This window comes from Rummeliibacillus suwonensis, assembly GCF_007896435.1.
Taxonomy (GTDB): Bacteria; Bacillota; Bacilli; order Bacillales_A; family Planococcaceae; genus Rummeliibacillus; species Rummeliibacillus suwonensis.
Genome location: NZ_VCBL01000001.1, coordinates 2,035,167 through 2,045,067 on the forward strand (window position 1 = coordinate 2,035,167; position 9,901 = coordinate 2,045,067).

Here is a 9,901-nt window from a genome sequence, read left to right on the forward strand (position 1 = left end):
GATAGAATGGTGTGATTACATGCAAATAATTGAATCCATATTACAGCACGCATTGACTCAACCTAATAAAATTGCCCTATCAGATGGTCAAACACAACAAACCTATTGGCAATTGGTCCAGAAGATGAAGAAAGTTGCCTATGGCTTACAACAAATCGGCTGCCACAATGATAAAATCGCAATCTTATCAAAAAACCGCATGGAATTTGTAGAGGTCTTTCTTGGAACCATATATGCTGGCTGTATCCCTGTTCCCCTCGACCCTAAATGGAGCTCAAATGAGGTGAAAGTGATTGTTGATAAATGCCAGCCAAAAGTGATTTTTGCAGAGATAGACTATATCCAAAAAAACATGGATGATTTTCAACATTACAGCGATTATCTATTCGCATTTGCAGATGATGAAAAAGGATCCTATTCTCAATGGCTAGCAGGGCTTCAAGCATTGGACACATTCAAAACAAATGAGGTACTGTTTATTGCTTTCACATCAGGAACTACTGGAATGCCAAAAGGCTATATGAGAACTCCCCTTTCTTGGATTAAAAGTTTTAAGGCGACAATAGATGCCTTTCAATTTAGCAATATGGAGCATATTTCGGCACCTGGTCCTTTTGTACAATCCCTCTCTTTGTTTGCTTTAATGCAAAGTTTATATGACGGAGCAACGTTTCATCTATTTACGCATTTCGATGTCGAAGCTGTCATCGATCGGTGTAAAGAAACACCTGATATGATTTTATTTGTTGTGCCAACAATGATCGAAAGAATGCTGGAGGCCGTCACAGAACCATTGCCCATCCAAGCACTTATTAGCTCAGGGGCCAAATGGAATGATGCATCCAAAAGAAAAGCTAAAAAAATTTTAGGGAATACAAGGTTATTTGAATTCTATGGTGCATCTGAAGCAAGCTATATCAGTTTTTATGATGTAAATGATGATCGTCAATCAGAATCTGTTGGAAAACCTTTTCCAGGTGTCAAAATTTCTATACGTGATCAGAATTTTCAAGAAGTGCCTCAGGGTGAAATTGGTCAATTGTTTATCAAAAGTGACATGATCTTTTCAGGGTATTTCAATATGCCTGAAGAAACGGAAAAGGTATTTTATCGAGGATGGCTTAAAATGGGTGATTACGCCTTTGAAGATGAAGAAGGCTATTTATATATAGCCGGCCGCGCAAAAAATATGATTATTTCTGGCGGTCTCAATATTTATCCAGAGGAAGTTGAACTCATCCTAAAATCTATCCCAGAAATCGTAGAAGTGATGGTGCTTGGCATCCCGGACCCTTATTGGGGTGAAAAAGTAATTGCCCTCATCCAGTGGAAAGGTTCCAAACATTTAACAGTCGAAGAAATAAAGACATATGGTAAACGATACTTACCAAGCTATAAACTACCAAAAGAAATCGTGGCAATCGAACAATTTATTTACACAAGTAGCGGCAAAATTGCCCGTCAGAAAATGAGGGAATCTCTACAGAAGGTGAAATCATGCGAGATGCAGTCATCGTAGCGGCCAAACGAACACCTATTGGAAAAATCGGTGGTCAATTCCGCACATTAGAGCCTGAAAAATTGTTAGCACCACTGATCAAAGAAATTTTACAGGAAACTCAAGTTTCAAACGATTTAATCGATGATGTCATTATCGGCAATGTAGTTGGACCCGGTGGCAATATAGCAAGATTATCTGCTTTAGAGGCTTCACTCCCCTTCTCCGTTCCTGGAATGACCATTGACAGACAATGTGGTTCTGGTTTGGAAGCGATTAATATTGCTATGCGAATGGTACAAAGTGGAGCGGGAGATGTTTATCTAGCAGGCGGTGTTGAGAGTACGAGTCGAGCACCTTGGAAAATGAAAAAACCATTATCACTCAATGGCATGCCCGAACCTTATTCACGTGCACCCTTTACTCCTAGTAGCTATGGAGACCCAGATATGGGGATTGCCGCAGAAAATGTTGCACAAAAATATGCCATTTCAAGAGAGGAACAGGATGAATACGCCCTCCTCAGTCATCAAAAAGCGATTCAGGCAATTCAAACTGGAAGATTTCAAAAAGAGATCGTACCAATTGAAGTGGATGGAAAATGGATTTTCCTTGATGAATGTCCAAGGGCAAATACAAGCCTTGAAAAATTACAACAACTCTCTCCCGTCTTTTTAAAAGAAGGGACAGTAACCGCTGGCAATGCTTGTCCATTAAATGATGGAGCAGCCCTTCTTTTAATCATGTCATGGGATATGTGCCAAAAACTCCATCTTCACCCTATTTTAAAATTGGTCAATGCGCAGGTAGCTGGTGTAGATCCCCATTATTTAGGAATAGGATCAGTCCCAGCCGTCCAAAAATTATTAACACGCCAACATATCATGATCAATGACCTAGATATCATTGAATTTAATGAAGCCTTTGCCTGTCAGGTATTAGCAAGCTTGAAAGAATTGAACATCCCCACTCACAAGGTAAATCGCGGAGGTGGTGCAATTGCTTTAGGTCACCCTTATGGTGCATCTGGAGCGATCTTGATGACCCGCTTATGCAATGAAATGCTCCTAGAACCTTATAAAAGAGGGATAGCTACTCTTGGTATAGGCGGTGGAATGGGCATAGCTACTCTTGTGGAGGCGATGGAATGAGTGAAATACAGCAATTACACATAACGGAGCAGTGGATTCGAGAATATGCTCGAAGCATCAACTCTCCTTTGCAATTTTTTCAAGGAAAACTGATTGCCCCTTCTACAATGCCCATTATTTTTTGGCCATTTTTTAAAGAAACAGCGAACCAAGATTCCCCTGTGTTACACGGTTCTCAAAAATTCCTTTATGAAGAACCGATGACAGCCGGAATGCTATTAGATTGTGAACTGGCGCTTCTAAAAATGGAAGAGAAAAAAGGGAAAACTAGAAAGTTAACGTTGTCTACATACGAACTGACATGCAAATGTGAAGGGAGATTAATTGTTGTTGCCACAACTATTTTAATTCAAGTAGGTGAAACGAATGAAAAAATTCATCACAGCTGAAGAAATCCTTCACTATGCAAAAATCTCAAAGGACAATGCATCTATCCATATAGATAAAAGGGCTGCACAAAATGCTGGATTTGAACGTCCCATCGTTCATGGCATGTACTTAATGGGATTCGCACAATCGATTTATTTAAAAGCACATCCTCACCAGTGGATCAAACAATATGAAATGCGCTTTCTACACTCACTATTAGTCGATCAAGAAATCGAATTGGATTTTGACGTTCAAGAAAATTTTGTACAAGTATGCTGTTCCACTTTAGGGCAACAAAGCATTGCTTTAGGAACTTTCTATGTAAAGGAATGGGATTCATGAAAAAGGTTGTATTAATTACTGGTTCTACTAGAGGGATTGGAAAAAGTATTGCAAAACATCTTAGTGACGCTGATTATCACGTTGTTATAAATGGAACAAATTCCATACGAATCGATGAAGTCGTTTCAGAGATTCAAGCTACTGGTGGAAAAGCTGTTGGATATTGTGCAGATATTCGACATGCGGCTGCTGTTTCCTCCCTTATCGCATATACCGTTCAAACATTCGGGCAAATCGATGTCCTGATTCACAACGCAGGAAATTTAGCAGATCAAAAGTGTATAAATATGACAGATGAAAACTGGCAATCAGTGATAGATGTCCATTTGAATGGTGCCTTTTATTGTATTCGTCGTGCTTTACCCTATTTGGTAGAACATGGTGGAGATATCATTTTGATGACATCTACAGCTGGATTAATGGGTTCAGTTGGTCAAGTCAACTATAGTGCTGCAAAAGCTGGGCTTCTCGGCATGCTTTGGACACTCGCGGAAGAATTGAAGCGTTACCGGATTCGAGTCAATGCTGTTTCCCCTGCTGCTCTAACAGATATGACAAGACCTGTCATTGAACATTTAACTGAAAAATATAAAAAGCGGCAGGAACCTTTCCCTGACTTTTGGAAGGTTGGTTCACCAGATGATGTCGCTATTTTTATACGACAATTGCTTCATCACTCGGATAAGCATCTAACAGGAGAAATCTTCGGTGTCAATGGCACGAAAATCACAAGATGGCAAAAGCCCACGATCACAATGTCTGCCAATAGTCCAGAAGAGTTTTTCCGTACATATAAAGACCAAAAGGGAAGTGATTAGATGCTTACATTTGATCATGTCTATTTTTACTATAAAAAAGAGAAACCTATTATAGAGGATATCAGCTTTACAATCGAGAAAGGGGAATTTGTCTGTATCGTAGGTCCCAATGGTTGTGGCAAATCAACGATCGCGAAATTAATCGATGGTCTATTAATGCCTAAAAAAGGAACCATCCGAATAGGAAATCATCATACAAAAGATCCTAACGATTTGATGAAAATAAGGCAGCGTGTTGGATTTGTGTTTCAAAACCCCGAAGATCAATTTATCACTACATCTGTTTTAGATGAAGTGATTTTTGGGCTAGAAAATATCTGTGTGCCAAGAGAAGATATGTACAATCGTGCCTTATCCGCATTAAAAGTTGTCAATATGGAGGATTATTTGGATGCCATGCCCCATGAATTATCGGGTGGGCAAAAGCAACGAGTTGCAGTTGCTGCTATCATTGCCATGCAACCAGAAATAATCATTTTTGACGAAGCTACTTCTATGCTGGACCCTGAAGGAAGAAATCAGATACTAGCCATTATGCATCAACTTCATAGCGAAGGGATGACGATTATTCATATCACTCATCATATGGAGGAAGTATTACAAGCAGATCGTATTCTGCTTGTTGCGCAAGGCAAAATACATTTTGATGGAAAACCCGCTCCCTTTTTTCAAACAATCCCTGTTGAGAATTTTCAACTTGAACAGCCGTTTGCTGTACGATTACATCGATTATCTGGACAAGCTGTTGCATTGACAGCAGATTGGAAGGGAGCCATTCGATCACAATGGTCTACAAATTAAAAAACATAAACGTTACATATGGACAAAAACAAGTTCTTCATCATATCAGCTGCTCAATAGAGAAAGGAAAATGGATATCTATTATTGGTCAAACAGGTGCTGGAAAATCTACTTTTGTAAAAGTATTAAAAGGATTGGTTTCCTTTCAAGGGGATTATGAACTAAACGGGCAGCCTGTAAAACAGGATTCAAAAGGCAATATTGGTGTAATCCCTGAAATAGGTTTTGTATTTCAATATCCAGAGCATCAATTATTTGAAACCACTGTAGAAAAAGAGCTTTCTTTCGCACTGAAGCATAAAGACATGACGAAAACAGTCATTTTAGACAGGATATCTACTATTTTACCGATGGTTAACTTATCAGAAGACATTCTTCCTCTTGCTCCTTTTCAATTAAGCGGTGGGCAAAAAAGAAGAGTTGCTATTGCTTCTGTACTAATGACAAAGCCAGAGGTATTGATCGTTGATGAGCCAACAGCGGGATTAGATCCGATCAATCGAACAAATCTGTTACAGCAATTAAAAAATTGGCAACACAAAACGAAAGGAACGATCCTCTTTGTGTCTCATCAAATGGAGGATGTGGCGCAATATTCTGATGAAGTCATGTTATTTCATAGAGGATATTTAATGGGGCATTTTCCTGTGGAAACACTTTTTTTGAAGAAATCTTCGTTACTCAAACAAGCCGGATTAGCATTACCAGAATCCATACAGCTTTTACAGTTGGTTGAAGAGCTTTCTGGGGAAAACATTCAAGTAACAAGCTGTAAAGAAGCGGACATATTTGCCAAGGTTATACCGATTTTAAAAGCGAGAGGGTTAGATGATGAATAATTCTATTTTAATCGGACAATTTTTCGAAGCAAAATCCATATTTCACCGTTTAGATCCTCGCTCTAAAATCATATGTATTTCTGTTATCATGTTAAGTTTTATCACATTAGAGACGATCACCAGCTATATCGCTGCAACGTTATTGATGTTCCTTCTATTGCGACTATCGAATATACCGCTTAAGATCTTTCTGAAAGGCTTAAAGCCCCTTATATTTATATTATCCTTTACCTTTTTGTATCATTTGTTTTTAACGAAAGGGACTACTGTGATATGGTCTTGGAATTTTATCCATATAACGTTAGAGGGGCTTATTCAAGGGATTCGCTTTGTGTGGCGCATTATTTTGCTTGTGCTCATTGCCTCCTTTTTAACGCTGACGACCAAACCATTGTCATTAGCTGCTGGGCTAGAAAAATTACTAGCACCACTCAGTAAGCTGCATCTACCTGTCGAGCAGCTCTCTTTAATGATCGTTATCGCGATTCGATTTATCCCGACTATTTTGCAAGAGTTGGATCGTATTTTGTTAGCACAAAAGGCAAGAGGCTTTGACATCAACGCACTACCTATTCATAAACGTTTATTTGCCTATATTCCTATGTTAGTTCCCCTTCTTTTTACGACAGTCCAACGTGCAGAACAGCTAACCTATGCAATCGATGCACGTGCTTATGGGAATGGTAAGGGCAGAACACACTATATCGAATTACGATTTCAAAAAATAGATTATCAGATCATTAGCAGTACATTACTTATTGCACTAGCGTTCGTACTATTAAAACTAGGGGGAATTTAAATGCATATATACGGCTCAGTTATAGATGATGAAACACGTTGTATACATTACCATACAGAAAAAGACATTATAGCGATCAAATTTGCATGCTGCGATCGCTATTATCCTTGCTATAAATGCCATGAAGAACATGCTCATCATCCTATCCAAAGATGGTCAAAAGAACAATTTGATACTTTGGCTATTTTATGTGGAGCATGCCACACTGAGCTGACAATCCGCCAATATTTGAATTCTACTCATTGCCCCCATTGTCATGCACTTTTCAATGATCGATGTGAAGCACATTATCCGATTTATTTTGAAATGGAGGATCAAGCATAAGTTGGACCAGCAAGGGTTTTATGTAATGATTATGCCAAAAAGATTCTCGCCATTGAGAAAGAAGCACCAAGTTATGAAGCAATTCAAAAATATATTTCTGGAACTACCAATAAAAGGTGGATCTATGATGGCATAATGGAAGAAGGATTTGGCTTTGCTGGTCAAGTGACAGGGATGATCCATGATATCCCTACTGTTTCAGAATTATTTAAAAGAATGATTGGCGAAGCAGAGGAAATACGACGTAAAAGGGGAAATCCATCATCTTTTTCGTTTTAGTGACTGGTACTTATTCTTTTTCACCACATAACCTTATAGTTTGAACTAGTTTTAATATAGACATTTCGTGGTTATAAGGAACCAATAATATAATGTGTTGTGCCATTCAGATGGTAATGCCAAATTCTCTTGTTATACTTCTTTTTAGTACCTTTTATATAAGCAGCTTTTATCGTATTTACTACGTCAGAACTTTTTCACTAAATTTTATCATCATTAAATTATTTATTGTAGGAATAAAATTAGTATATATCAATCATTCTCTCTCGGAATATTAATTTTCGGGGCTAAATTTTGCTTCATTAGAATAAAAAGTGAAGGAGGAATTGGTATCATCTGGTACAAGAATTGTTGTTGATTCTGTTAGTTCTAATTCTATAGGGAAAGCTTTAAAAAAACCTTTATTTCTTTGATTAGTCGAAATTTTTAAATTCGCTTCTGTTGAAAATAAAGTAATATCCTCCATATTTACAGTTAAAATATTTACAATGTGAAACATTTGTAAAAAAGTTTTTACATCTTTAATTAATATTTGTGCAAATTTATAATTACCTACTTTTTGAAGGAAATTAAGATCTATCTTTTTCACTTTACAATACTCAATAATATTATCCTCCATCATATGATGAACCTGCATATAAAAATAAGCCTTATTAATTTTTAGTTTTTCAAAACTTAATTTCAATAGTTCTTCCGTTATCAAATTTTTATTTACAATATTTACAAAATAACTATAATCTAATTCACCATCAAATTTAAAAGGTGCCAATTCTTTAATTTCATGCCTGCCCATCCTCTGTAATTTTATACACACTTAACTTTTATCTCCTTTCTTAAAACTTAAAACCATACCCATTAAGCATCGTAACAATAAGAGCCCACTTCTTGGTCCTCTTGATCACGAATGCTTAACACATCGCCTCGTTGATTGAACGCTTGTTAAGCGCTGTGCTTCATTATAGGTGTACTGAAAATGTTCATCCTGTAATAGGTTTCCATCTGCATCATATTGGTAGTTCGTATCGTTTTTCTTTTCAATTTGATTCGCATCGTTGAATTGTGCGACTTGTTTTAGTAAATCCCAATTAAGTATTACGGTATTTTGATCGCCTGCTAATTCTAAAAATAGAAGAAGATTCCCAATATGCAAAAGATATTGGGAATCCTACGACTTAAATTAGAGTCTATTGTCAGAATTGTTTTGGTAACTGGTACTTATTCTTTGCTCTTTTCTCTATTACTTTACTAAGAGTTCGAGAGTTTTTAACGACCTTTCTTGCTGCTTCTGTTGTATGTTTTGATTTTGCCTTTTTTACTTCTAAATAACCTTTAATCATACTATATAAAGTTTGTGTAACAAATACTACGTCTTTTAAATCTCCAACAACTGTGGCAACAACATATGCTACGCCAGTCATTAATGCGTAAAATATTCTATTAGGCTTTAATCCATTACCACTTTCTAAAAATAAAGAAAATCTATTTTTAAAATTATTTTTGATAAGCCATCACTAATTATGATAAAAATAAACATCCAAAAAACGGAAATTTTGTTTTAATTCATATATTTTAGGAATAGCATACATTGCACAAAATATAATGAAATTGTGATTCTATCACTCTAGTTCCCACATTTAAAGTAAATATAACAATGAAGATGTAAAAGAAATATTTTATATAATTCATTATATTCTCCTTAGCATAGATTAGCCCAATCTTGTTTTTACAACATATTTAGCATAAGCATAAGCAGATCTGTAGCATGGTGCATACTTAAAATATTTATTACGTCCACCCTGCGTTACACCAATAGAAAATCTATATAATAAGTAATACCCGCCTAAACTTTTCCCTATAGCTTTCACTCCAGCTTTTTTAGCTGCCTTTCTAGCTTTTTTTTCAATAACTTTTCTTAATGTTCTTGAATCTTTAATAGTTTTACTAGCATTTTTAGTTAATGTTTCTTTTTTCGCTTTTTTCACATCTAAATATCCTTTTATCGAATCGTAAAGGAGCATTCCCATTAAATATGCATCCTTAAGAGTTCCGGTTATTTCATTAGCAACATATAAAATACCCGTCATTATAGCATAATAAACCCGATTAGGTTTTAATCCATTCGAATCAATATTCATCACTGGATCATTATTCGCATACGTATACCCATTCTGCGACAACGGTTCATCATCATCACCTGGATGTGGATCTAACGCTAGAAACGCACCGTTCTCTGGATTATAGTATCGAGCTTGTAAATAATAATTTTTAGTTTCCTCATCGTAATAGTAACCTGCATAGCGGATAGGGTTGTCTTTTGCCACATCGCCTTCTACGGATAAGACATTTCCATAAGCATCGTAACGATAAGAACCTACTTCTTGGTCCTCTTGATCACGAATGCTTAACACATCACCTCGTTGATTGGTGATGTATTGGTACGTTTTGGTTTGGTAGTTTCCGGATGCCTCTTTTTCTTTCACAATTAGTCCAAGTGGTGTGTAGCCATTCCATTCGTAGGAACGATATTGGGTGACTTCACCGTTTTTCTTGACGACTTCCATGTCTAATACTTCATTATTATAGAGGTATTCATGGGTTGTATCGCCCACTGTTTTCATGAGGCGAAGTCCATTTTCATCATAGGTATAAGAGGCTACTGTGTTGCCTTCTAATGTTTGAAC

At 36.7% G+C, this 9,901-nt stretch carries 14 protein-coding genes; 10 read left to right on the top strand and 4 right to left on the bottom strand.

What is annotated here, in order from left to right; genetic code table 11:
* Window positions 1-19: 19 nt before the first annotated feature.
* The 10 genes from FEU33_RS09345 (at window position 20) to FEU33_RS18805 (ending at window position 7,220) form a co-directional block, all read left to right on the top strand.
* The gene (locus tag FEU33_RS09345; RefSeq protein ID WP_146549109.1) at window positions 20-1,519 is read left to right on the top strand and encodes an AMP-binding protein; all 1,500 of its coding nucleotides are present in this window, start codon (window positions 20-22) and stop codon (window positions 1,517-1,519) included.
* Window positions 1,498-2,649, top strand: a complete 1,152-nt coding sequence (locus FEU33_RS09350; protein ID WP_146549110.1) for a thiolase family protein — start codon at window positions 1,498-1,500, stop codon at window positions 2,647-2,649. Before FEU33_RS09345 ends, FEU33_RS09350 begins: the two co-directional genes overlap by 22 nt.
* Window positions 2,646-3,038 (top strand): FAS1-like dehydratase domain-containing protein, encoded by a 393-nt coding sequence (locus FEU33_RS09355; protein ID WP_146549111.1) that lies wholly within the window; start codon window positions 2,646-2,648, stop codon window positions 3,036-3,038. Before FEU33_RS09350 ends, FEU33_RS09355 begins: the two co-directional genes overlap by 4 nt.
* Window positions 3,016-3,360, top strand: a complete 345-nt coding sequence (locus FEU33_RS09360; protein ID WP_146549112.1) for a MaoC family dehydratase — start codon at window positions 3,016-3,018, stop codon at window positions 3,358-3,360. The genes FEU33_RS09355 and FEU33_RS09360 overlap by 23 nt, the downstream gene beginning before the upstream one ends.
* Window positions 3,357-4,178: an SDR family oxidoreductase gene (locus tag FEU33_RS09365; RefSeq protein WP_146549113.1), complete on the top strand. Its 822-nt coding sequence runs from the start codon at window positions 3,357-3,359 to the stop codon at window positions 4,176-4,178. Before FEU33_RS09360 ends, FEU33_RS09365 begins: the two co-directional genes overlap by 4 nt.
* The gene (locus FEU33_RS09370) at window positions 4,179-4,979 is read left to right on the top strand and encodes an energy-coupling factor transporter ATPase (protein ID WP_146549114.1); all 801 of its coding nucleotides are present in this window, start codon (window positions 4,179-4,181) and stop codon (window positions 4,977-4,979) included.
* Complete coding sequence (locus tag FEU33_RS09375; RefSeq protein ID WP_146549115.1) at window positions 4,964-5,818, top strand: ATP-binding cassette domain-containing protein; 855 nt, start codon at window positions 4,964-4,966, stop codon at window positions 5,816-5,818. The genes FEU33_RS09370 and FEU33_RS09375 overlap by 16 nt, the downstream gene beginning before the upstream one ends.
* Window positions 5,811-6,617: an energy-coupling factor transporter transmembrane component T family protein gene (locus FEU33_RS09380; RefSeq protein ID WP_146549116.1), complete on the top strand. Its 807-nt coding sequence runs from the start codon at window positions 5,811-5,813 to the stop codon at window positions 6,615-6,617. Before FEU33_RS09375 ends, FEU33_RS09380 begins: the two co-directional genes overlap by 8 nt.
* Window positions 6,618-6,941 (top strand): CHY zinc finger protein, encoded by a 324-nt coding sequence (locus FEU33_RS09385; RefSeq protein WP_146549117.1) that lies wholly within the window; start codon window positions 6,618-6,620, stop codon window positions 6,939-6,941. It abuts the gene before it with no gap.
* A gap of 135 nt (window positions 6,942-7,076) precedes the next feature.
* Window positions 7,077-7,220 carry a hypothetical protein gene (locus FEU33_RS18805; protein WP_186731372.1) on the top strand — a complete coding sequence of 48 codons (144 nt, stop codon included), beginning with the start codon at window positions 7,077-7,079 and terminating at the stop codon, window positions 7,218-7,220.
* 274 nt (window positions 7,221-7,494) lie between these two features.
* On the opposite strand, the gene FEU33_RS09390 is transcribed toward FEU33_RS18805, so the two are convergent.
* The 4 genes from FEU33_RS09390 to FEU33_RS09405 form a co-directional block, all read right to left on the bottom strand.
* Window positions 7,495-8,034 carry a hypothetical protein gene (locus FEU33_RS09390; protein WP_146549118.1) on the bottom strand — a complete coding sequence of 180 codons (540 nt, stop codon included), beginning with the start codon at window positions 8,032-8,034 and terminating at the stop codon, window positions 7,495-7,497.
* 84 nt (window positions 8,035-8,118) lie between these two features.
* Window positions 8,119-8,370, bottom strand: coding sequence for a hypothetical protein (locus tag FEU33_RS09395; protein WP_146549119.1), 252 nt, complete (start codon window positions 8,368-8,370; stop codon window positions 8,119-8,121).
* A gap of 40 nt (window positions 8,371-8,410) precedes the next feature.
* Entirely contained in the window at window positions 8,411-8,638 is a 228-nt protein-coding gene (locus FEU33_RS09400) for a hypothetical protein (protein ID WP_146549120.1), read from the bottom strand.
* Between the two features lie 288 nt (window positions 8,639-8,926).
* On the bottom strand, window positions 8,927-9,901 hold a 975-nt coding region (locus tag FEU33_RS09405; protein WP_222433418.1), incomplete at its 5' end, for an RHS repeat-associated core domain-containing protein.

Bases quoted from the DNA above. Each gene is read 5' to 3' on its own strand.
- FEU33_RS09345 (WP_146549109.1), top strand. From the start codon at position 20: ATGCAAATAATTGAATCCATATTACAGCACGCATTGACTCAACCTAAT.
- FEU33_RS09350 (WP_146549110.1), top strand. From the start codon at position 1,498: ATGCGAGATGCAGTCATCGTAGCGGCCAAACGAACACCTATTGGAAAA.
- FEU33_RS09355 (WP_146549111.1), top strand. From the start codon at position 2,646: ATGAGTGAAATACAGCAATTACACATAACGGAGCAGTGGATTCGAGAA.
- FEU33_RS09360 (WP_146549112.1), top strand. From the start codon at position 3,016: ATGAAAAAATTCATCACAGCTGAAGAAATCCTTCACTATGCAAAAATC.
- FEU33_RS09365 (WP_146549113.1), top strand. From the start codon at position 3,357: ATGAAAAAGGTTGTATTAATTACTGGTTCTACTAGAGGGATTGGAAAA.
- FEU33_RS09370 (WP_146549114.1), top strand. From the start codon at position 4,179: ATGCTTACATTTGATCATGTCTATTTTTACTATAAAAAAGAGAAACCT.
- FEU33_RS09375 (WP_146549115.1), top strand. From the start codon at position 4,964: ATGGTCTACAAATTAAAAAACATAAACGTTACATATGGACAAAAACAA.
- FEU33_RS09380 (WP_146549116.1), top strand. From the start codon at position 5,811: ATGAATAATTCTATTTTAATCGGACAATTTTTCGAAGCAAAATCCATA.
- FEU33_RS09385 (WP_146549117.1), top strand. From the start codon at position 6,618: ATGCATATATACGGCTCAGTTATAGATGATGAAACACGTTGTATACAT.
- FEU33_RS18805 (WP_186731372.1), top strand. From the start codon at position 7,077: ATGGAAGAAGGATTTGGCTTTGCTGGTCAAGTGACAGGGATGATCCAT.
- FEU33_RS09400 (WP_146549120.1), bottom strand. From the start codon at position 8,638: ATGACTGGCGTAGCATATGTTGTTGCCACAGTTGTTGGAGATTTAAAA.